At 68.7% G+C, this 20,369-nt stretch carries 21 protein-coding genes; 6 read left to right on the top strand and 15 right to left on the bottom strand.

Annotated elements, in window-relative coordinates:
* The first annotated feature begins 161 nt into the window (after positions 1–161).
* The 3 genes from ABDW61_RS03830 to ABDW61_RS03820 are packed head-to-tail and all read left to right on the top strand — an operon-like array spanning position 162 to position 2,187.
* Positions 162–1,334, top strand: coding sequence for a ribonucleotide-diphosphate reductase subunit beta (locus ABDW61_RS03830; protein WP_343636373.1), 1,173 nt, complete (start codon positions 162–164; stop codon positions 1,332–1,334).
* Between the two features lie 52 nt (positions 1,335–1,386).
* Positions 1,387–1,539 (top strand): hypothetical protein, encoded by a 153-nt coding sequence (locus ABDW61_RS03825; protein ID WP_343636371.1) that lies wholly within the window; start codon positions 1,387–1,389, stop codon positions 1,537–1,539.
* 15 nt (positions 1,540–1,554) lie between these two features.
* Positions 1,555–2,187 (top strand): histone, encoded by a 633-nt coding sequence (locus ABDW61_RS03820; protein WP_343636369.1) that lies wholly within the window; start codon positions 1,555–1,557, stop codon positions 2,185–2,187.
* Between the two features lie 78 nt (positions 2,188–2,265).
* Here ABDW61_RS03820 and ABDW61_RS03815 read toward each other — a convergent pair whose 3' ends face one another.
* The 11 genes from ABDW61_RS03815 to ABDW61_RS03765 form a co-directional block, all read right to left on the bottom strand.
* Positions 2,266–3,744, bottom strand: a complete 1,479-nt coding sequence (locus tag ABDW61_RS03815; protein ID WP_343636367.1) for a zinc-ribbon and DUF3426 domain-containing protein — start codon at positions 3,742–3,744, stop codon at positions 2,266–2,268.
* A gap of 135 nt (positions 3,745–3,879) precedes the next feature.
* Complete coding sequence (gene prmA, locus ABDW61_RS03810) at positions 3,880–4,776, bottom strand: 50S ribosomal protein L11 methyltransferase (RefSeq protein WP_343636891.1); 897 nt, start codon at positions 4,774–4,776, stop codon at positions 3,880–3,882.
* Between the two features lie 155 nt (positions 4,777–4,931).
* Entirely contained in the window at positions 4,932–6,281 is a 1,350-nt protein-coding gene (gene accC / locus ABDW61_RS03805) for an acetyl-CoA carboxylase biotin carboxylase subunit (protein ID WP_091727054.1), read from the bottom strand.
* 10 nt (positions 6,282–6,291) lie between these two features.
* Entirely contained in the window at positions 6,292–6,762 is a 471-nt protein-coding gene (accB, locus tag ABDW61_RS03800; RefSeq protein WP_343636889.1) for an acetyl-CoA carboxylase biotin carboxyl carrier protein, read from the bottom strand.
* Between the two features lie 79 nt (positions 6,763–6,841).
* The gene (aroQ, locus tag ABDW61_RS03795; RefSeq protein WP_343636365.1) at positions 6,842–7,294 is read right to left on the bottom strand and encodes a type II 3-dehydroquinate dehydratase; all 453 of its coding nucleotides are present in this window, start codon (positions 7,292–7,294) and stop codon (positions 6,842–6,844) included.
* Positions 7,295–7,461: 167 nt separating this feature from the next.
* Complete coding sequence (locus tag ABDW61_RS03790) at positions 7,462–8,019, bottom strand: TlpA disulfide reductase family protein (RefSeq protein ID WP_343636364.1); 558 nt, start codon at positions 8,017–8,019, stop codon at positions 7,462–7,464.
* The gene (locus ABDW61_RS03785) at positions 8,020–8,616 is read right to left on the bottom strand and encodes a hypothetical protein (protein ID WP_343636363.1); all 597 of its coding nucleotides are present in this window, start codon (positions 8,614–8,616) and stop codon (positions 8,020–8,022) included. It lies immediately after the preceding gene.
* A gap of 52 nt (positions 8,617–8,668) precedes the next feature.
* The gene (locus tag ABDW61_RS03780) at positions 8,669–9,415 is read right to left on the bottom strand and encodes a transglycosylase domain-containing protein (RefSeq protein ID WP_343636361.1); all 747 of its coding nucleotides are present in this window, start codon (positions 9,413–9,415) and stop codon (positions 8,669–8,671) included.
* A gap of 9 nt (positions 9,416–9,424) precedes the next feature.
* Entirely contained in the window at positions 9,425–10,324 is a 900-nt protein-coding gene (gene aroE, locus ABDW61_RS03775; RefSeq protein ID WP_343636359.1) for a shikimate dehydrogenase, read from the bottom strand.
* A gap of 51 nt (positions 10,325–10,375) precedes the next feature.
* A complete protein-coding gene (locus ABDW61_RS03770; RefSeq protein WP_343636357.1) occupies positions 10,376–11,251 on the bottom strand; it encodes a TonB family protein in 876 nt (291 codons plus the stop codon).
* An 11-nt stretch (positions 11,252–11,262) separates the two neighbouring features.
* Positions 11,263–13,308, bottom strand: a complete 2,046-nt coding sequence (locus ABDW61_RS03765; RefSeq protein WP_343636355.1) for an RNB domain-containing ribonuclease — start codon at positions 13,306–13,308, stop codon at positions 11,263–11,265.
* Between the two features lie 123 nt (positions 13,309–13,431).
* On the opposite strand from ABDW61_RS03765, the gene lplT reads away from it, so the two are divergent.
* Complete coding sequence (gene lplT, locus ABDW61_RS03760; protein ID WP_343636354.1) at positions 13,432–14,676, top strand: lysophospholipid transporter LplT; 1,245 nt, start codon at positions 13,432–13,434, stop codon at positions 14,674–14,676.
* A gap of 1 nt (position 14,677) precedes the next feature.
* Here lplT and ABDW61_RS03755 read toward each other — a convergent pair whose 3' ends face one another.
* Positions 14,678–15,934 (bottom strand): glycosyltransferase family 1 protein, encoded by a 1,257-nt coding sequence (locus tag ABDW61_RS03755; protein WP_343636351.1) that lies wholly within the window; start codon positions 15,932–15,934, stop codon positions 14,678–14,680.
* Between the two features lie 176 nt (positions 15,935–16,110).
* Here ABDW61_RS03755 and ABDW61_RS03750 point away from each other — a divergent pair, with 176 nt between their 5' ends.
* Positions 16,111–16,752 (top strand): hypothetical protein, encoded by a 642-nt coding sequence (locus ABDW61_RS03750; RefSeq protein ID WP_343636349.1) that lies wholly within the window; start codon positions 16,111–16,113, stop codon positions 16,750–16,752.
* Between the two features lie 59 nt (positions 16,753–16,811).
* Complete coding sequence (locus ABDW61_RS03745; protein WP_343636347.1) at positions 16,812–17,723, top strand: alpha/beta hydrolase; 912 nt, start codon at positions 16,812–16,814, stop codon at positions 17,721–17,723.
* On the opposite strand, the gene ABDW61_RS03740 is transcribed toward ABDW61_RS03745, so the two are convergent.
* From ABDW61_RS03740 to ABDW61_RS03730, 3 genes are all read right to left on the bottom strand, one after another.
* On the bottom strand, positions 17,632–18,033 hold the full coding sequence (locus ABDW61_RS03740; RefSeq protein WP_343636345.1) for a hypothetical protein: 402 nt from the start codon (positions 18,031–18,033) through the stop codon (positions 17,632–17,634). The two genes, ABDW61_RS03745 and ABDW61_RS03740, sit on opposite strands and share 92 nt — an antisense overlap.
* Positions 18,034–18,035: 2 nt before the next feature.
* On the bottom strand, positions 18,036–18,503 hold the full coding sequence (locus tag ABDW61_RS03735; protein ID WP_343636343.1) for a Panacea domain-containing protein: 468 nt from the start codon (positions 18,501–18,503) through the stop codon (positions 18,036–18,038).
* A 170-nt stretch (positions 18,504–18,673) separates the two neighbouring features.
* Positions 18,674–20,344, bottom strand: a complete 1,671-nt coding sequence (locus tag ABDW61_RS03730; protein ID WP_343636341.1) for an aminotransferase class III-fold pyridoxal phosphate-dependent enzyme — start codon at positions 20,342–20,344, stop codon at positions 18,674–18,676.
* Positions 20,345–20,369: the final 25 nt, after the last annotated feature.

Genomic DNA, 20,369 nt, shown 5'->3' with positions numbered 1-20,369 from the left:
GCCGTGATCGCGCGGCATCGCACTCATCAGGAGATGCGGCGCACACGGTTCAGCGCATCGAATGCGATGCGGACCAGCAACAGCGAAGCGGCGTCAAAGTCAAGAAGTCCTTTGTGTTTGAACACAACACTCCGATAATCCGCGACCATAGGAAGACCACCATGCTGGTTTGGGAAGAAGACCGTCAACCTTCGAGCAACGCGCCGCAGTCGGGCGCATCGATCCACGCAGCGACGCACGCCGTCGCGCGTGATGCCGCCGCCTCCGCGGCTGGCTCGGTGTCCTCTTCCGCGGCGTCGATCGGCAGCGCCAGCGAGCGCCGCGTGAACGTCGCCGACAAGCGCATCATCAACGGCCAGACCGACGTCAACCAACTGGTCCCGTTCAAGTACAAGTGGGCGTGGGAGAAGTACCTCGCCACCTGCGCGAATCACTGGATGCCGCAGGAAGTGAACATGTCCCGCGACATCGCGCTGTGGAAGGATCCGAACGGCCTGAGCGAGGACGAGCGCCGGATCATCAAGCGCAACCTCGGCTTCTTCGTGACCGCCGATTCGCTGGCCGCCAACAACATCGTGCTGGGCACCTACCGCCACATCACGGCTCCCGAAGCGCGCCAGTTCCTGCTGCGCCAAGCCTTCGAGGAAGCGATCCACACCCACGCCTATCAGTACATCGTCGAGTCGCTGGGCCTGGACGAGAGCGAGATCTTCAACGCCTATCACGAGGTGCAGTCGATCCGCGACAAGGACGAATTCCTGATCCCGTTCATCGACGCGATCATGGATCCCAACTTCGTCACCGGCACCCCGGAAGCAGACCAGACGCTGCTCAAGTCGCTGATCGTCTTCGCCTGCCTGATGGAAGGCCTGTTCTTCTACGTCGGCTTCACGCAGATCCTGGCGCTGGGCCGTCAGAACAAGATGACCGGCGCCGCCGAGCAGTACCAGTACATCCTGCGCGACGAGTCGATGCACTGCAATTTCGGCATCGACCTGATCAACCAGATCAAGCTCGAGAACCCCCATCTGTGGACCCCGGAATTCCGCGCCGAGATCAAGGCGCTGTTCCAGAAGGCCGTGGAGCTCGAGTACCGCTACGCCGAGGACACCATGCCGCGCGGCGTGCTGGGCCTGAACGCGGCGATGTTCAAAGGCTACTTGCGCTACATCGCGAATCGTCGCGCGACGCAGATCGGCCTCGAGGCGCTCTTCCCGAACGAGGAAAACCCGTTCCCGTGGATGAGCGAAATGATTGACCTGAAGAAGGAACGCAACTTCTTCGAAACGCGAGTGATCGAATACCAATCGGGTGGCGCGCTGTCCTGGGATTGAGTCCCGGGGCGGAGCGACCCTCGAGCATTGTTTGTTGAAGAAGAGATCAAGCTTGGCGATGCGCCGACCGACCGACATAGAAGCGGCGGAGGCGCAGCGCAACCCGATTCACCGCACCGCGGAGCGCAACTCCCGCGCGTCGTGGGCGGTGAATACCTGCACCGGCATCAACCGGTTGATGACGGGCAGGGCTATTTCCACTTGATCAAGGAGAACTGAAATGGCAACTGCGAAGAAGGCCGCTCCGGCCAAGAAGGCGGCTCCGGCCAAGAAGGCCGCCGCGAAGAAGGCTCCGGCCGCGAAGAAGGCCGCTCCGGCCAAGAAGGCTCCGGCCGCCAAGAAGGCCGCTCCGGCCAAGAAGGCTGCCGCGCCGGCGAAGAAGGCCGCTGCCGCCAAGAAGGCTGCTCCGGCGAAGAAGGCCGCTCCGGCCAAGAAGGCTGCGGCTGCGAAGAAGGCCGCTCCGGCGAAGAAGGTCGCTGCTGCCAAGAAGGCGGCTCCGGCCAAGAAGGTCGCCGCGAAGAAGGCTCCGGCCGCCAAGAAGACCGCTGCCGCCAAGAAGCCGCCGATCAAGGCGACCGCTGCCAAGGCTGCGAAGCCCGCCGCGAAGAAGGCTGCTCCGGCGAAGAAGGCCGCTGCCCCCAAGAAGGCCGCTGCTGCGAAGAAGGCTGCTCCCAAGGCCGCCGCGAAGCCCGCTGCGAAGCCGGCCGCCAAGAAGGCTGCTGCTCCGAAGAAGGCTGCCGCCAAGCCTGCCGCTGCCCCTGCCGCGAAGCCCGCTGCTGCGCCGGCTCCTGCCGCGAAGACCGCGCTGAGCCCGCAAGCCGCGTGGCCCTTCCCGACCGGCAACAAGCCCTGAGCTTGAACGATGACCGGACCCGCGGGTCCGGTTCATCTCCCTCGAAAACCCGGCGCAAGCCGGGTTTTTTCTTTGGGGTCAGGGATAGAAGAGTTCGACCGAGTAGCCGCTGATCTTCAGCGCGCCGCTGTCGAAGACGAGCTGCAGCTGCTGGTCCGCGCCGCCGGGCAGCGAGGCGCGTCCAGCCTGCATCTCCGCCGGGGACAGCATGCGCCGCACGACGAGCGCGCCGCTGGCGTCGGTCAGGCTCAGGTCCACCCACGGCTGGGCAACTTCCCAGTTGCTGCGGTTGCGCAGGCTGATGCTGAAGCGGTAATGATTGGCCGTGCCTGCCGGATTGAGGCTGCTGCTCTCGACGCTGAGCGCCTCGATGTGCTGCCAGGGCTTGAGTTCCTGGCCCATCGCCTGCGCCATCGACACAAGCACCGGCTTGGCCGCCGGATACTGCGCAGCGATCGCCTCGCGCGCATGCCACAGCAGCTGACCCATCAGGCCGAGCGCCAGCACGGTCGTGGCCGCGACCAGCGCGATGCGGACGCCGGGACGGTTCCAGCGGCGGGCCGCCTCCGCCTGACGCATGAAGCTGGGCAACTGATCAGGGAGCACGCTCGGCGCGCCCGGCTCGGCCGCGGCTTCCGCGGCGGCGCGCGCGGCCATCAACTCCGACTCGGCGGCCAACACCGTCATCGTCGTCTCGGGACTCGCCACCGGCGCGCGTGCGCGCGGCCGGCGCTTGAAGGGATTCCACGAGCGGCGTGGCTTCGCGGCCTTGGCGGCACGCTTGGCCTCGGCGATCGTCTCCTCGTCCGGCGGCATCATCGACGAGGTCGGCTCAAGCGAGGGCTCCAGCGCCGGCTCGTCCGCGCGCAGCTGCGCGGCGGTCGCCGGGCTGAGCGCGAAGGTCACGTCGGGCCGGTCGTCGTCGATCATCGGCGGCGGCAGCTCGTCCTCTTCGAAGCGCATGCCCTTGGGTTCGGGCAGATGGGCGCGCGGATCGGGCGCTGGAGGCGGCTGGTCGAGGAAGGGCTCGCGGCGCGCCTCGTGGGCCTCGTCGTCGAAGGCGCTGCTGGCGGCATGGAAGCGCGACTCGAGCAGGCTGTCCGCCGGATCGTCGTCGGCCACGCGCCGTGGGGGCGCGAAGGGGTTCAGTGCCTCGTCGTCATCGGCGATCCAGCCGCTGTCGCGATGGCTGGGCGGCGAGGGCGGCGCAGGCGCGAAGATCGGCGTGGGTTGCAGCGCCATCGGGGGCGGCGCCACGGGCGCAGGCAGCGGCGCCGGCCGGCTCGGCTGGAAGTCGCCATGAAAGGGTGGATGGGACGCAGCGGGCGCCACGGGCGCGGGTGGTGCCGGCTGACGCGCGACAGGGGCCGGCTCGGCCGGCGCACCCAGCGGCGGCCAGGGCGGCGGGCTGTCGCGCTCCAGGTCGAACAGCTGTTCGCGCGCGTCGAACACCTCGGCGCAACGGCCGCAGCGCACCCAGCCCTCGGAGACGCGCAGCTGGTCCTGCACCACCCGGAAGATGGTGCCGCAGGTCGTGCAGCGGGTCGCGAGATTCATGGGTGCGATGATGCCACGAAGCAGGGTCAGTCCTTGCCGCGCCCCGCCCGTGGGTGACACGCGGTCACCAGGTGGCGGATGGCGCGCAAGCGGCTGTTCATCGGGTCAAACGGGCGTCGGGGGGGAGGCTGGCGGTCAGGCGGCGCGGCGCGCGGTCATCAGGATCCAGCCGTCCTCGCGGTCCGAGACTTCGAGCTGGACGTACGGCGCATACGCCGCCTTGAGCTCGTCGGCCTGGCGCTCGAGGATGCCGGCCAGCACCAGATGGGCGCCTGGCCGCAGATGGTTGCACAGCAGCGGCGCGAGCAGCTTCAGCGGCGTCGCCAGGATGTTGGCCAGCACGACGGGGTACTCGCCCTGCGCGGCATCGGGCATCGCGGCGTTCAGCGTCACGCCGTTGTCCTTGGCGTTGTGCGTCGAGGCGATCAGCGCGGCCGGGTCGATGTCGACGGCGTCGATGGACTTCGCGCCGAACAGGCCAGCCGCGATGGCCAGGATGCCGGAACCGCAGCCGTAATCGAGCACGCGATCCCAGTGGGCGGCCTCGGCGCCATGGCGCGCGATCCAGCGCAGGCACATGCGCGTCGTCGGATGGGTGCCGGTGCCGAAGGCCAGGCCCGGATCCAGGCGCATGACCTGCCTGGCCTGCGCCGGAGCCTGGTGCCAGGACGGGACGATCCAGAACTCGGGCGTGATCTCCACCGGCGCGAACTGCGATTGCGTCAGCCGCACCCAGTCCTGCTGCGCCACGGTCTGGATCGCCTGCACGTGGACGTCGGTGGCCCAATCCTGCGCCAGGATCAGCGTCGCGGCCTCGGTGGCCTCGGCTTCCTCGGCGAACAGCGCCTTCACCACCGAGCGCTCCCAGCCCGCGCGCGGCGCCGGCATGCCGGGCTCGCCGAACAGCGCGCGCTCCGCGGGCGTGTCGGCATCGGCATCCTCGACGGAGACGGCCAGCGCGTCGATCTCCATCAGCGCGTCGCTGACGGTCTCGACATCCTCCTCGCGGCAGATCAGCACGAGTTCGTGCAGCAGGGGATCGTTGGCGTGGTCTTCGCCGTGGTTTTCGCTCATGGCGGCTCCGGAACTTCGGGGACTTCTGAAATGGAGAAGCCCTCAAGGCGGACCAGCGTCCACGCTTGAGGGCCTGCGCATTGTCGCTCAGCGACGGTCGGCGCCGATGGGGCTCAGCGCTTGTGGGCGGCCATCCACTGCTCGAGGTAGTGGATGTCCGTGCCGCCTTCGATGAACTTGGCGTCGGCCATCAACTCGCGGTGCAGCGGGATGTTGGTCTGGATGCCTTCGACGACGGTCTCCGACAGCGCGATGCGCATGCGGGCCAGGGCCTGCTCGCGGGTGTCGCCGTGGACGATGATCTTGCCGATCATCGAGTCGTAGTTCGGCGGCACGAAGTAGTTGGTGTACGCATGCGAGTCCACGCGCACGCCGGGACCGCCTGGCGGGTGCCACATCGTGATACGGCCGGGGGACGGGATGAACTTGACCGGGTCCTCGGCGTTGATGCGGCACTCGATCGAATGACCGCGCATCGTGATGTTGCGCTGGGTGAAGGGCAGCTTCTCGCCGGCGGCGATGCGGATCTGCATCTGCACGATGTCGACGCCGGTCACCAGTTCGGTCACCGGGTGCTCGACCTGCACGCGGGTGTTCATCTCGATGAAGTAGAACTCGCCGTTTTCGTACAGGAACTCGAAGGTGCCCGCGCCGCGGTAGCCCATCTTCTTGCAGGCCGCGGCGCAGCGGTCGCCGACGCGCTCGATCAGGCGGCGCGGGATGCCGGGCGCCGGCGCTTCCTCGATGATCTTCTGGTGGCGGCGCTGCATGGAGCAGTCGCGCTCGCCCAGCCAGACGGCGTTCTTGTGACCGTCGGCCAGCACCTGGATTTCCACGTGGCGCGGATGCTCCAGGAACTTCTCCATGTAGACCTGCGGGTTGCCGAAGGCCGCGGCCGCCTCGGCCTTGGTCATCTGCACCGCGTTGACCAGCGCGGCCTCGGTGTGGACCACCCGCATGCCGCGGCCGCCGCCGCCGCCAGCGGCCTTGATGATCACCGGATAGCCGATCGCGCGGGCGATGCGGACGATCTCCTTGGGGTCGTCGGGCAGGGCGCCTTCGGAGCCGGGGACGCAGGGCACGCCAGCCTTGATCATGGCCTGCTTGGCCGAGACCTTGTCGCCCATGGTCCGGATGTTGTCCGGGGTCGGGCCGATGAAGGTGAAGCCGCTGCGCTCGACGCGTTCGGCGAAGTCCGCGTTCTCGGACAGGAAGCCGTAGCCGGGGTGGATCGCTTCCGCGTCGGTCACCTCGGCCGTAGCGATGATGGCCGGCATCGACAGGTAGCTCTGCGCGGAGGGGGCGGGGCCGATGCAGACGGCCTCGTCGGCCAGCTTCACGTACTTCGCGTCGCGGTCCGCTTCCGAATACACGACGACCGACTTCACGCCCAGCTCGCGGCACGCGCGCTGGATGCGGAGCGCGATCTCGCCGCGATTCGCAATGAGGATCTTCTTGAACATCTCGGGCGCCTTACTCGATGATGATCAGCGCCTGGCCGAATTCCACCGGTTGGCCGTTCTCGATCAGGATCTTCGTGATCGTGCCGGACTTGTCGGCCTCGATCTCGTTCATGATCTTCATCGCTTCGATGATGCAGATCGGGTCGCCTTCCTTGACCTGCTGGCCGACTTCCGCGAACGGTTTGGCGTTGGGGCTCGACGCGCGGTAGAAGGTGCCGACCATCGGCGACTTCACGACATGGCCGGCCTCGACGGCCGGCGCTGGCGCGACCGCCGGGGCAGCCGGCGCGGCGGCGGCCGCTGGGGCCATCGGGGCGGCGACCATCTGCGGCGCGGCCTGCATCATGGGCATGCCCGCCACGACGGGCTGGCCATCGGACTTGACGATGCGCACCTTGCCATCGGCTTCGGTGATTTCAAGTTCAGAGATGTTCGACTCGGAAACCAGGTCGATCAGGGTCTTGAGCTTGCGCAAATCCATAAGAACTCTCCAACGGGGATCGGTTGTGATCTTCGGTGACGTCTTCCGGTCCGTCATGCGGGTCGACGGACCGCGGCGCTCAGGGGGACGAGGCCGGCCGGCTCAACTGCTCGATCGCGAACTGCAGCGCCAGCCGGTAGCCGGCCGGGCCGAGCCCGCAGATCACGCCTTGCGCGATCGCCGACACGTAGCTGTGGTGGCGGAACGGTTCGCGCTTGTGGACATTGGACAGGTGCACTTCGACCACCGGCAACGCCACCGCCGCCAGCGCATCGCGGATCGCGACGCTGGTGTGGGTGTAGGCCGCCGGATTGATGAGGATGAAGCGCGTGCCGTCGCGTCCGGCCGCCTGAATGCGGTCCACCAGCGCACCTTCGTGGTTGCTCTGGTAGCTCTCCAGCGCTACGCCGGCTTCCTGCGCGATCCGGCGAAGATCTGCATCGATCTCCGCCAAAGTGGTCGCGCCATACACCCCGGGCTCGCGGGTGCCGAGCAGATTGAGGTTGGGGCCGTGTAGTACCAGGACTTGCATTCAGCGACCGGTCCCGCCAATTAGAGCGAAGACACTAGAAGCGTAAAAGGGTGGACTTTACGCCTTTTGACCCCAGATCCCTGCAGCAGCGCAAAAATAAATGGCTTGACCCGGCGAGGGGCGGCCGCTATGGCCGCTCGCCCCTGCTTCTCGGGGTTGACCCGGAGTCAGGCCGCGACGGAGCGCGCCATCTCGCGCAGTTCGTCGAGGTGGGTGGCGCCGAGTTTGCGCCAGATCGGTTCGCCTTGCGGGCCGAACGCGACGGTAAATGGCAGGCCGCCCTTGGCGTTGCCCAGCGTCTTCGACAAGTCGGTCCCCGTGAGCCCGGCCAGCGCGACCGGGAATTTCAACGGAATCTTTTCAAGGAAGCCGCGCACCGGCGTCGGCGCGTCGACCGCCAGACCCAGCACCTGCCAGCCCTTCGGCGCGAACTCGTCGTGGAACTGATTGATCTCCGGCAGCTCCTTGACGCAGGGGGCGCACCAGGTCGCCCAGAAGTTCAGCAGCAGCGGCTTGCCGCGCAGGTGATTGGCGGGCTGATAGGTTTGCTGGTCGAGCGTGTCGAAGCTGGCATTCCAGAAGGCGGCGGCCTGCGCGGAGAGCGGTCCGGCCGCGTTGCCGGCCGCTTCAGCGGCTTGGCGTTCGTGACGCAGCGCGACGAACGCCCCGCCGCCAGCCGCCAGCACGCCGGCGGCGCCCAATCCCAGCACTGCGCGTCGTTGCATTCAATGGTCCTCGTTGGTCATCAATTGGCGCAGGGCCGCCAGATCGCCGCGTTCGGTCCGGCCGCGCGCGTCGGGCTTGAGCGCACCGCGCAGGTCGTCGTGGTCCAGGATGGTCAGGGCGATCGTGACCCGTTCGTTCAGCGCGCGGCAGGGCGCGTCCAGGATCAACTGGTCGACGGTCTGACCCTTGGCATTGCGCGACTGGCCGACGTCATAGTCGATGCCCTGGTTGAGCAGCGCGATCTCCGCCGATTTGCTGTCATCGCAATACAGCTGCAGATGGATATGGGAGAGCCGCGTCGCAGTGCCGCGCCACACGGCGCCGCTCAGGTGCGGGCGGAATTCCGCCAGACGCTCCATCCAGGTGGCGGCCAGTTCGCGCAGCGCCTGCAATTCGGCCGGCTGCGTGTCGGCGCAGAAGATGTCCAGGTACTCGCGCACCTGGTCCTCGAGTTCGTCGTTGCTCGGCAGTGCGGTGCGGGGCGGCAGGCCCAGCACCTTCAGCGCACGCGACTTGGCGGGGCCGTATTCCAGGCCTTCCTCCACCACCAGCCGGGCGGCGGCAGCGGCGATCTCGGTGGTCAGTTCGGTGGTCATGGCGTTCTGGTCGCTCGGCGGGAAGCTCGGCGGGAAGTCCGGGCGGGAGCGCTCAGGGTACCTCGACCGCGCCCATCCGGGCCTCGATGGTGCCAGCCCGGCCGATCACGTAGGGCGAGCCAGGGCGTTTCTCGAACCGCTTGGGCGCCGGCAGCATCACCGCCAGCCGGGCCGCCTGGTTCGGACCGAGCTTCGACGCGTCGACGCGGTAGTAATGACGGGCCGCGGCCTGGGCGCCGAACACGCCTTCGCCCCATTCGACGTTGTTCAGATAGATCTCGAGGATGCGCTGCTTGCTCAGCAGCGCCTCCAGCATGAAGGTCAGCACGAACTCCTGGCCCTTGCGCACGAGGGTGCGCTCGGAGTTCAGGAACAGGTTCTTGGCCAATTGCTGCGTGATCGTCGAGCCGCCGATGACCTTGGGGACCGGCGGCGGCCGGCTGGAGCTGGCCTTCGTGAGCCGGGCGGCGCGCTTGTCGGCCTGCTCCTGAGCGCGCTGGTTCTTGTCCCAGGCCTTCTCGATCGCGTCCCAGTCGACGCCGCCATGCTCGCTGAAGCCGGCATCCTCGCTGGCGATGACGGCGCGCTTGAGGTGGCGGCTGATCAGGTCGTCGTCGACCCACTGCTGCGCCCAGAGGATCTGGTGCTTCTCGCGCAGCAGGCGCAGCGCTTCCGAGCGCTGGAAGGTGGTCGACTGCGGCGACACCACCGCCATCAGCGCGATGCGGGCGGCGAAGAACAGCTGCAGGCAGACGAGGCTGACCAGCAGCATGCCGGCGAAACGCCAGAACTGCTTCATGCCGGCGCCTCAGTGCGCGCCGAGCTGCCGCCGCACGCCGGCCAGCACGGTCGCGCTGTCCGGGCGCACGCCGCGCCAGACGAAGAAGGCCTCGGCGGCCTGTTCGACCAGCATGCCGAGTCCGTCGAGCGTGAGCCCGCCCGGGCCCGCCTGATCGGCCGCCCAGGTCAGGAAGGGGGCGGCGGAGGCGCCATACATCATGTCCACCGCCAAGCCGCCGCGTGCCAGCACCGGCAGGTCCGGGTCCGGTAGCGGCAGGCCCGCGCCGCTGAGCGAGGCGCTGGTGCCGTTGATCAGCACGTCATGCCGGCCTTCGGGCGCGGCGGCGTCCAGACCCCCCGCGCTCAGGCGCACGCCATGCTGGCCGGCCCAGTCGCGGTGGCTCTCGGCGAGCGCCAGCGCCTTGTCCGCGCTGCGGTTGACGATGCGGATCTCCGCCGGCCGGCCGCCGATCAGCGGACCCAGCACGCCGGCCGACGCGCCGCCGGCGCCGATCAGCAGCACGCGCAGCCCGCGCAGCGGCCGCTGCGCGTTGCGTTCGATGTCGGCGACCAGGCCGGCGCCGTCGGTGTTGTCGCCGAGCCAGCCGCCCGCCGCCTCGTCATCGAAGCGCATCGTGTTGACCGCGCCGGCCAGTTGCGCGCGCGGCGTCTTGCGCGCGGCGAGGCGGAAGGCTTCGAACTTGAACGGCACCGTGACATTGCAGCCGCAGCCGCCCGCCGCGACGAAGGCGCGGATCGAGGCTTCGAACGCGTCCAGCGGACACAGGAGCCGTTCATACACCAGCGACTGGCCGGTCTGCGCGGCGAAGGCGGCATGGATCTCGGGCGATCGGCTGTGCGCGACCGGATTGCCGGCGACCGCGTAGCGGTCGACGCCGGCGTCGAAGGCGGAAGGGGCAGCGCTCATGACGGCTCGGGCTCCAGGCTCTATCTCTCTATCTATATAAGGGGGCGGCCGTCAGGACGGCTGCGCGCTGAGTGTCGTCTCGAGGTTCTCGTCGCGGGTGAAGCGGAAGCGCGAGGTGATGACCAGCACTTCGGCGCCCTGGCGCATCTGCGCCGTGAACTGGCCGAACGGCGCGCTGGCGCGGACGATGGCGACGGCGCGCCGGTCCAGCACCGCATTGCCGGAGCTCTGCACGATGTCGGTCTCGACCACGCGGCCGCGCGCGTCGACGTGGATGTTCATGGTCAGCTCGCCGTAGAGCTTGCGTCCCTGGTAGGTCGGAAAGTCGCGGGTGCCGCGGGCTTCGATGCGGCGGCGGAGCTGGTCGTAATACTGCGCGTAGACCACTTCGCGGGTGGCCGGGCTGACATAGCGCTTCTTGGGGCGCGAGTTCTCGTCGTTGACGCGCTTTTCGATCTCGGCGAGCAACTGCACGAGCTGCCGGCGGCGTTCGGCCTGCTGGCGCGCCTCGGGCGTGCCCTTGTCGCGCAGCGGATCGGGCACCGGCAGGATCGCGAGCTCGCGCCGCACGCGCGTCAGCAGCTGCTCCTGCGCTTCCTGCAGCTGCTGGATCTGGCTGTGCTGGACCTCGGTGCTGTCGCCCGTCTCGATCCTGGGCGACGGCGGCAGCGGCGAGGTGGCGCGCACGTCGCCGGCCACCTCGCCGCCGCCGGCCAGGCTGGCCTGCGCGAGCGCCTGCGCCTTGACGGGCGCCTCCTGGCCGCGCGCGTTGACGAGGATCACCTCCAGCGGTGTGTCCTGGAACAGGCGGTCGAACTGGTCGGGCGCGACGAACTTCAGCGTGCCCAGTCCGACGTGCACGCCGACCGAGAAGATCAGCGCGGCGGACAGGGGGCTGAGCTTGGACAGGGCGGCGAGCTTGGGCATGGCGTCGGGGTTCAGGCCGCGCTGGACGGCGCGGGGGCCGCGGCGGTGCTGCCGTCGGTGCCTTCGTCGTTGACGTCGATCGCCAGCGTCAGCACGCCGCTCGGCTCTTCGTCTTCCTCGGTGTCATCGGCTCCGGCCGGGGCGGCCTCGGCATCCAGGCGCTCGACCAGGCTGGCGTGGACGTCCAGCGTCAGCTCGTCCAGTCCGGTGATGCGCACCTTCACGTGGCTGTTGCGCGGCAGGCTCTCGCAGCCGAGCGCGCGGAACACCAGCGGCAACTCGTCGGCGCGCACCAGGCCGTCCTTCAGCACGGAGGCGGTGAGCTCGGTGATGCCCTGCTGCTGCAGATGGCGCAGCGTCCAGTAGCGTTCGATGCCGGACTGGAAGCCGTTGTAGGCGCTGTAGGCGGCGTCGAAGCCCGAGATGATCGAGAACAGCTGCGCGTCCTTGGGCTTGAACGGTGCGGCCAGCGCGGCGGTGCGGCCGTGGCGGGCGCAGGCGATGATCTGCCACTGGTTCACGAGGTCGACGTAGCGGCGCAGCGGCGAGGTGGCCCAGGTGTACTGCGCCACGCCCATGCCGGCGTGCGGCGCCGGCTTGGTGCCCATGCGCACCTTCATGCCGGGCGCGAGGCTGGCCTGGCTGCGGTAGATGCCGGGCACGCCGCAGTCGGCGAGGATGCCGCCCCAGCTCGAGTTGGCCAGGATCATGGCCTCGGCCACGATCAGGTCCAGCGCGGCGCCGCGTTGCCGCACGCTGATGGTGACTTGCTCGGTGCCCGCCGGCTCGTGTGCGCCATCGCTGTCGAGGCGGAAGTTGTAGTCCGGCCGGTTGAAGGTCTCGGGCTTGCCGCGCACGACCTCGCGCTTGGCCTTCAGGTCCTTGGCCAGGCGGTAGGCGAAGGCCAGCTCCGCCGCGAAGGCGTAGTCCGCCGGCGCGGCGCCCGTGAGCGTCGCGTCGGTGATGACGTGGTCGAGCTTGTCGTGGCGCAGATTGGCGGCGATGGGCACGCGCTCGAGCCTGGTCTCGCGGGCGGTGATCTCGAGCGTGGCCTCGTCCATGGTCAGGTAGATGCTGACGGCGGGGCAGTCGCGGCCTTCGATCAGCGTGTAGGCCTGGACGACCTCGTCGGGCAGCATGGTCAGCTTCCAGCCCGGCATGTAGACGGTGGAGAAGCGTTCGCGCGCGACCTTGTCGACCGGCGAGTCCGGCTGGATCGCCAGGCCCGGCGCCGCGATGTGCACGCCGAAGATCACCGTGCCGGTGCCCAGGCCCTGGACGGACAGCGCGTCGTCGATCTCGGTGGTGGCGGAGTCGTCGATCGAGAAGGCCTGGACGGGCGCCAGCGGCAGCTCGTCCTTGATCTCGGGCGCGGACAGCGCGGGGAAGCCGGTGCCTTTGGGGAAGTGCTCGAAGAGGAAGCGCTTCCAGTGGAACTGGTAGGGGCTGGCGATGGCGCCGGCGTCCTTGAGCAGGTCCAGCGGCGCTTTCTGGCTGCGCCGGGCGGCTTCGACGACGGCCTTGTACTCGGCGCCGTTCTTGTCCGGACGGAACAGGATCTTGTAGATCTGGTCGGCGATCGGCGCCGGGCACTGGCCCGCGGCCAGCTCGACGGCCCACTGTTCGATCTGGGCGGCGATCTGCTTCTTGCGCTCGATGCCCAGCAGCGCGGCCTTGACGATGTCGGCCGGCGCCTTCTTGAACTGGCCCTTGCCGACGCGGCGGAAGTAGTGCGGCGCCTCGAACAGCCGGAACAGCGCGCCGGCCTGCTGGCTGAGCGTCGCTTTCGCGTCGAAGTAGTCGCGCGCCAGGTCGGCGAAGCCGAACTCGCCTTCGGGCGCGAACTCCCAGGCCAGATCGAGGTCGATCTCCTGGGCCAGACGCTGGCCGTCCGCAATCAGTTCGGCCGGGGAGGGCTTGTCGAACTTGAGCAGGACATGGGCGGCTTTCACTTTGACGCGCTTGCCCGAATCGAGCTCGATCTGCATCGAGGATTCGGCTTCGGACAGGATGCGGCCGGCGAGAAATTTTCCGGCGTCTTCGAACAGGGCAAACATAGCTGCGGGATTGTCGCTGATCGTGGAGGGGGGACCCGATGGGTGCGCGTGGGGGGCGTGTCAATTCGTTGTCAACGCGCGGTCACGCCGGCTTCGCATACTCGCCGCGCTCTGTCCGCCTTCATGCCACCGCGTTTCCACACCCTCATTGCCGCGCAGTTCTTTTCCGCGTTGGCCGACAACGCGCTCCTGATCGTCGGCATCGCGTTGCTGCGCGAGATGGGGCAGCCGGCCTGGTGGGCGCCGCTGCTCAAGCTGTCCTTCACCGTGGCCTATGTGGGACTGGCGCCGGTGGTGGGCCTGATCGCCGACGCCTGGCCCAAGGTCGCGCTGATGACCTGCATGAATGGGCTGAAGGCGGCGGGTGTCGGCGCGATGGCCCTGGGGCTGGACCCCTTGCTGGCCTTCGGCATCGTCGGCACGGCCGCGGCCTGCTACGCGCCGGCCAAGTACGGGCTGATCACGGAGATCGTGCCGCCGACGAAGCTGGTTGCGGCCAATGGCTGGATCGAGGTGTCGGTCGTGTGCTCGGTGCTGCTGGGGACGCTGGTGGGCGGGCTGCTGGTGAGTCCGTGGTGGATGGCGGCGATCGGCACGCTGGGCGCCGGCCGGCCGCTGGTGGCATCGCTGTGCGCGCTGCTCGGGATTTATGGGCTGGCGGCACTGCTCCAGCTGCGCGTGCCGGAGAGCGGCATCCGGTATCCAAGGCCGCCGCGCCGGGCGCGGGAGATCCTGGGCGATTTCCGCGTGGCCAATCGCGCGTTGTGGCGGGACCGGCTGGGCGGACGGCTGTCGCTGTCGATGACGACGCTCTTCTGGGGCGCGGGGGCGACCTTGCAGCTGGCCGTGCTGCAGTGGGCGCAGGAGGTGCTCGGGCTGCGCTTGAATCAAGGGGCCTACCTGCAGGCGACGGTGGCGATCGGCGTCGTCGCGGGGGCGGGCCTTGCCGGGCGGTGGATCGCGCTGCACCACTCGCTGCGGGTGATGCCGCTGGGGCTGATGCTGGGGGCCTTGATGCTGGCGACGCCGTGGGTGACGTCGCTGGGCGGGGCGCTGCCGGCGATGGTGCTGGTGGGGGCGGTCGGCGGCGCGATGGTGGTGCCGATGAATGCGCTGTTGCAGCACCGGGGCGTGCAGATCCTGAGCGCGGGCCGTTCGATCGCGGTGCAGGGCTTCAACGAGAACCTGAGCATCCTGCTGATGCTCGGGGCCTGCGCGGTGCTGCAGGCGCTCGGCGTGCCGCTGGTGTGGCTGATGAGCGGCCTGGGGCTGTTCGTCTTCCTGTGCGTGCTGGTGCTGATGATCCGGCGCCGCGCGCGTCACGAGACGCTGGTGCCCGGTGCCGCCGAGGGCGGCATCTCCGGTTGATTCAGAGCGCCCGCGCTTGCATCCGCGAGAGCTGCGATCCCGCGCGCAGCGCGATGGACGTGCCGTCGATCGCCGAGGCGTAGACCTGCTCGATTCCTTGCACGATGCTGTCCCAGTCGAGCGACTCCGCGCTCTCGCGCGCCGCGAGCGCCATGGCGCGCAGCCGCGGCGGCTCCTCGAGCAGCGCGAGCGTGCGGGCATGGAAGGCATTGGCATCGTTGAACGGCGCCAGTCCGCCGTTGACGCCGTCGCGCAGCAGCAGCGCGGCCGCGGCGTATTGATAGGCCATCACCGGCATGCCGCTGGCGAGCGCTTCCGGCGTGACGTTGCCGTAGGTCTCGGTGATCGAAGGGAAGACGAACAGATCGCCGCTGGCATAGCAGGCGGCGAGGTCCTCGCCATGGCGCATGCCGGCGAAGACCACGTTGGCCGATGGCGGCAGCGCCTGCTCGAGTTCGGCGCGCGCCGGCCCATCCCCCACCAGCACGAGCCGCGCGCGCGGCTGGCGCTGTCGGATCGCGGGCCACAGGTCGACGAGCAACTGGAGATTCTTCTCCGCCGCGAGCCGCCCCACGTGCACGAGCACCGGATCCCCCGGCGCGGCGCCCCAGCTGTCGCGCAGCGCCTCGCTGCGGCGCGACGGATGGAAGAGCTGTGTGTCGACGCCGCGCGCGATCACGCTCACGTGGCGGAAGCCCTGCGCCATCAACTCGCTGGCGAGCGCGGCATTGGGCACCATCGTCGAGTGGCAACGGTTGTGGAACTTGCGCAGGTAGGCCAGCAGCGGCCGGCGCAGCCAGCCGATGCCGTAATGCTGCGCATAGGCATGGAAGTTGGTGCGGAACTCCGACACCACCGGCAGCTTGAGCTGGCGCGCGGCCTGCAGCGCGGACCAGCCCATCGGCCCCTCGGTGGCAATGTGGACGATGTCGGGCCGCTTGCTGGCCCAGAGGTTCACCAGCGTGCGCTTGGACACGACGCCCATGCGCAGGTGCGGGTAGCGCGGCACCGGCAGGCCGCGCATCAGCACCTCGTCCACGGGCGCGCCGGCCTGTGCGGGCGCGCCGGCCGGGGCCTGCCGAGGGCGCAGCAGCTGCACCGCGTGATCGCGCGCCTGCAGCCCCTTCACGACGCACGCGATGCTGCGCGCCACGCCGTTCACCTCGGGCGGATAGGTCTCCGTCACGACCGCGACGCGGAAATGCCGCTGGCGGGTGGGGAGCTCGTCGACTTCGAGTTCGATCGGCGGGGTCGTCATGGCGCGGATGATGGGCACCCAACGCAACAGTTCTGTGACGGCGCGCACCGTCACGCGCCTGAAACACCCGATGGACACAGTCGCCACGCGTCCGTCATCGAGCCATCGCCGCACCGTCACGGCGTTGCCATCGATCGGCGTCACGCTCCACCGCTCATCTCAAGGACGAGGCCCGCATGAAGGACTTTCTGGCACTTCTGAACGAACAGCGTTGGGACGACCACCGCTACTACCACCATTGCCGCATCAACCAGTCGCTGCATCTGCTGAGCGCCTGCTGCTTCGTGATCGCCTATGGACTGCTGCTGGTCGATCCCGCCTGGTCGGCGCTGCTGGCGTGGGGCGTGTCGATGACCAGCCGGCAGGCCGGCCATTTCTTCTTCGAGCCCAAAGGCTATGACCACGTCAACCAGGCGACCCACGAGCACAAGGAAGAGATCAAGGTCGGCTACAACCTGCGCCGCAAGGTCGTGCTGATGGCGCTGTGGGCCGCGTCGCCGATCGCGCTGTGGCTGCAGCCGGGGTTGTTCGGTCTGTTCGAGCCGGCCGCCAGCTTCGTCGACTACCTGCACCAGCTCGGCCTGGTGTGGTTCTGGTTGGGCGTGGGCGGCCTGGTGTTCCGCGTGCTTCAGCTGGCGGTGATCCGCGACCTGCGCACAGGCCTGGCCTGGGCGGCGAAGATCATCACCGACCCCTTCCACGACATCCAGCTGTACCACCGGGCGCCGTTGCAACTGTTGCGCGGAGAGCGGCTCGATCCGGCGCTGTGGCCGCGCGGCGATGGGCACAATGCCGGCAACGGCGAACAGGCGGCCTGACTCATCCGCGCGAAGATGCGGGGCTCCGGCCGGCCCGCCGGGCCCAAGGAGTCTTCCGCATGACCTCAGCTCAACGGCGCCCACGGGCGCCGATGTCTTTGGTGCTGACGGCCGCCGCCGCCATCGCGGCGCTGGCTGGCTGCGCCACGCCACTGCCCAATACCGGCAATCTCCGGACCGTCGGCGGTCCGATCGTCTACACCAAGGTCGGCCATGGCGAGCCGACCGTGGTCTTGCAGTCCGGCCTGGGCGACGGGCGAGATCCCTGGGCGGGCATCGTGCAGTCGCTGCGCGGCGAGTACAGCGTCTTCGCCTACGACCGGCCCGGTTACGGTGAAAGCACCGCCACGCCGCCGGTGCCGCGCAATCCCTGCGGCATCGCGACCGAGCTGCACGGCCTGCTGCAGAGCGCGGGCATCAAGCCGCCGTACGTGCTGGTCGGGCACTCGATCGGCGGTCTCTATCAGTACGCCTACTCGCGCCTGTATCCCGAGGAGGTGGCGGGGCTGGTGCTCGTCGACGCGACGCATCCGATGCATCTGCGGCGCATGCAGGTCGAGGTACCGGTGATGGCCAATGCGCTGGACAGCATGAGCCGGCGCGTGTTCCGGGGAATGATGCAGGCGGAGTTCCTGCAGCAGCAGGACTGCGTCGATGCGCTGCTGCAGAAGCCGCGGCCGGACGTGCCGGTGCGCGTGCTGACGCGGACGGTGTATTCGCCGACGGAGACGGCGAGCGGCTTCGAGACCATGGTCCACGGCCTGGAGCCGAACTGGCTGCCGCTGGTCGGAGGCAAGGAGCTCCAGCCGGTGGAGGGGGCCGGGCACTACATCCAGCGCGACAAGCCGGAAGCGGTGGTGGAGGCGATCAAGGAGGTCGTCAAGGCAGCGCGGGAGCGGGCCCATCCTTCCCTGCCTCCCGGCCCGGAAACAGCCCTCGGATCACCCCCAGGAACGCCGCCAGCACGCTGACGGTGACACCGGTGGTGACGGCGATCAGGACTTGATCGGACCACATCTCGATGCCGAGCGTGGCCTTGATGCTGCCTTGGAGCAGCAACAGGCAGGTCCACATGACGATGCAGGCTGCCGCCATGCCATAGGCCTTGGCGGCGTAGATTTGCCGCAGGCGGCGATTGGCAGCCATGTCCGCCGCCTGCTGGGCTTTCGCGTCGGTATCGAGGGATTTCTCGCGGGCCCTGTACGGCCCCTCTTCATGCTCGAGGTGATCCGGCGAAGAGCTGCACGCACCTAGCATCCAGTCATTCAAACGGGCGTCCATGATCAAAGCGTCGGGTCGTTGCGGATGTCTTCGTTGAGCATGGGCCCGCCGTCCGCCGGTCCCTGGGACCAAGCCGAGTTCGGCAGGTGGGTGAGGTCGGAGAGGGCGAGACCGGACTTGTCGCCATAGGCGGACACAATGGCATCGACAAGCTCCCTCGCCTTGACCGCCGTCTCCGGCAGATAGGGTTCATTCCACACGAGCGGGTCGTCATGCTGGGTGAGAGTCCGGATCAACTGGCCGACGCGTTGTGATCCGTACGCGTTCAGTTGGTACTCGATCGATGGAAGCACAGGACCGTGCTTCTCGCGGATGAACGTGTCCTGGAAGAGTGGACGTCCCAGACCCTTGAGATGCCACGCTTGGGCGAAGTACATGAGCTTCTGCAGCTTCATCGAGTTCAGGCCGTGCAGTTGGCCATCGATGGCTCGCTGGATGAAGGCATTGGCGACGGAATAGGCGGAAAACATGCGACGACTCCTCACGGCACCCGCGAATGCGCATGCCAGGCGGAGCAGTCTAGGAATCGCGCCTCGCCAATGACAGCGGGCCGCGCTGACATTCGTCAATGAACGCCCGGAAGCCCGCTTTGGGGGGAAGGCGTCAGCTTCGATTCAGTTTCGACTCAGCTTCACGCGCATCAGCCGTGCAAGCCCAGCGTTTCCATCAGCACGCGGCGCTTGATCGCCTGGTTGCTCGGCAGCGCGGGGCTGCTCCACCAGCCGCCGTCGCGCATCGCGCGGGCCGCGGCGACGATGCGGCGCTGGACCTCGGCGAAGTCCTCGTCGCTGAAGTCCAGGCTGAAGATCAGCCGCCCCGTTCCCACCCAGCTCAGGGCCAGGCCTTGCTCGCGCAGGAAGTACTGCAGCATCCAGTTGTAGCGCGAGGGCTCGGTGTAGCAGAGCGTCCAGATCGACGACATGTTGGCCGCGCGCAGCGGCAGCTGCTCGGCCTGGAGCGCGGCGTTCAGGCGCGTGCGGCGCGCGTCCTGCTGCTCGTCCTGCGCGTCGATCTGGCGCAGCCGCTCGGGGTCCTCCAGCGCGTCGAGGAACACGGACATCGCCCCCATCACATGCGGATGCGTGTTGAAGGTCCCGCGCGCGAAGCAGATGTCGGCTGGACGCTCCTCGCGGAAGCGCTTCATCCACGCCGCGCGGCCGCAGACCACGCCCACGGGCAGGCCGCCGCCCAGCGTCTTGCCGTACGTGACCAGGTCGGCCTGCACGCCGAAATAGGCCTGCGCGCCGCCGGCTCCCAGGCGGAAGCCCATGAAGACCTCGTCGAAGATCAGCGCGATGCCGCGCTCGGTGCAGACCTCGCGCAGCGCGCGCAGCCAGGCGGCGTACGCGGCCTTGTCGTAGGACGCCCGGCGCGAGCTGTCCACCAGCGAGCCGTCGCCCGGCGCCGGCTTGTTCGGATGCAGCGCCTGCAGCGGATTCACCAGCACGCAGGCGATGTCGCGCCGCGTGCGCAGCACCTGCAGGCTGCGCGCATGCATGTCGCGCAGCGTGTAGGTGCGCTCGGCCGGCAGCGGATTTCCGGGGCCCGGCTGCGCCTCGTCCCACCAGCCGTGGTACGCGCCGCAGAAGCGCACCAGATGCGTCTTCCCCGTGTGATAGCGGGCCAGGCGCACTGCCTGCATCACCGCCTCGGTCCCGGACATGTGGAAGGACAACTGGTCCATCCGCGCGTGCGCCAGGATGCGGCGCACGTTGTCCTCCACCAGCGGGTGATAGACGCCGAGCACCGGCCCGAGCGCCTCGACCCGCTTCGCGCCTTCGGCGATGCAGTGCTGATAGAAGCGGTAGCCGAACAGGTTCACGCCATAGCTGCCCGCCAGGTCGATGAAGCGCTCGCCATCGAGGTCGGTGAGCCAATGGCCGTCGCTGGACGCCATCACCGGGCCCAGCGGCAGCTCGCGCTGCACGAGCGGGCTGAACGGCGGCGGCACGCGATAGCTGCTGGTGAACTGCAGGTCGGGCAGCGAGGGCTTCATCGCCTGCGTGGCCGCGATGCTGCGCGCGTGGCGCGTCTTCAAGGTGCGCGACAGCGCGCTGAAGCTGGCACGCCGCCGGGCGACGATCTCGGCGGGCGCGTCGTCGGCGCTGAAGAATCGCGCGTCGTCGAAGCGCTGCGTCTTCATCAGCCGCGCCAGCCGCACCGCCATGCGCGAATGGCCCGCCAGCGACGGATGCTTGGCGCGCGACAGCTGCAGCCGGCGCCAGCCGGCGGGCGCGCAATAGAGCGCCGTCAGCCCCGCCACGGCGGCGGCCACCGGCAGCAGATCGAAGGTGAAGAACGTCGCGGACATGGGCATGGACCTCCGGAGCCTCGTT

The organism is Roseateles sp. (genome assembly GCF_039595595.1).
Lineage (GTDB): Bacteria > Pseudomonadota > Gammaproteobacteria > Burkholderiales > Burkholderiaceae_C > Roseateles.
Note: the sequence above shows the minus strand (reverse complement) of the source record. Positions and strands in the feature narration are given on the sequence as shown.